The 1,258-nt window shown below is 73.0% G+C and carries 1 protein-coding gene; it reads left to right on the top strand.

Going from position 1 to position 1,258, the window contains the following annotated elements:
* Nucleotides 1–1,212: hypothetical protein (locus tag ACFQ6N_RS40935; RefSeq protein ID WP_380659211.1), on the top strand; the 1,212-nt coding region annotated here is incomplete at its 5' end.
* Nucleotides 1,213–1,258: the final 46 nt, after the last annotated feature.

The raw sequence follows: 1,258 nt of genomic DNA, 5'->3' as shown, positions 1-1,258 counted from the left end.
ACGCTCCAGTGGGCGGCCGGGGAGGCGGCGCTCACGGGCGTCTGCCGCTGCAACAACGTCCACATGTGCGCCTGGTGCGGGACGCGCATCCTCGCGGTCCGGGCCTCGAACGCTCAGCTCATGGCGGACGGCCTCGCCGCGAACGGGTTCGGGCTGCACCTTGGCACGTCCACGCTGCGGCACTTCAAGCGGATGCCGTTCGGCTCGAACCGCAAGGGCCAGCGCTTCGGCCTGGTGAGCGTGCTCCACGACGGCTGGCGCGGGGCGTACGGGTCCAGCGGGCGGCCCTGGCGGCGGCTCAAGGCCGAGTTCGGCGTCATCGGGTACGAGCGGGCCTACGAGGACACGTGGGGCCCGGACACGGGTCACCACCTCCACTGGCACACGCTCTGGGTCACGGCTGAGCCGCTCGACACCGACGGGCAGGCCGCGTTCCGCCGAGCGATCGCCACGGCGTGGGCGGACGGCGTGCGCAACGCGGGCGGCTACGAGGTCAGCCAGACCTGCGACCGGCCCGACTGCTCGTGCGGCGGGGAGGGCCACGGCACCGACCTGCGGTCGCTCAACAGCGGCGAGGAGGGCGAGACGGCCCGCTACCTGTACAAGGACGGCGACAAGGGCACGGCCAAGATCGGGCTTGAGTTGTCCCGGCAGGACCTCAAGGACGGGCGCCGGGCCGGTCGGCTCGGACCGTGGCAGCTCGGAGACGCGGCGGCCGAGGAGCTGGCGGCGTCCGGCGGCGTCCCCGGCCCCTTCACCACCGCGTACCGCGAGCGTGAGCGCGGGATCTTCGGGGTGCGGAAGCAGTACCGCACGCAGGGGCTCAACGCCCTGGTGAAGGCACTGGAGATCGTCCAGGACGAGCGGACCGAAGACGAGATCACCGACGAATCCGGCGGGCTCCAGCCGATCCTGGTCATCCCGTCCGGCACCTGGTACCGGCACATCGCCCGCGTGCCCGGCCGCCGCCTGGACCTCGTCAAGGTCGCGGAGCTGTCCGGCGTCGGCGGCGTCCGACTGCTGATCGAGTCGTGGGGCCTCCGGTGGGGCGTCGACGTCTTCGACCCGCCCACCGAAACCGAGCCGACCACGGAGGCCGGAGACGACGAGACCGAGCCGCCGGTCAACCCGCTGCTCGAACTGCCCGCCGCCCGGACCTTCGCAGAGCACATCCACCGCGCTCGCCGCCGCCAGCTCGCCACCGCGAACTGACCGCCACCCGGCACCGCCACGAGACCGCCACCCGGCACATTCGGGT

Origin of the sequence: Kitasatospora sp. NPDC056446, from assembly GCF_042796115.1 — a bacterium.
GTDB lineage: Bacteria > Actinomycetota > Actinomycetes > Streptomycetales > Streptomycetaceae > Kitasatospora.
This window is presented reverse-complemented; position numbering and strand designations above follow the sequence as displayed.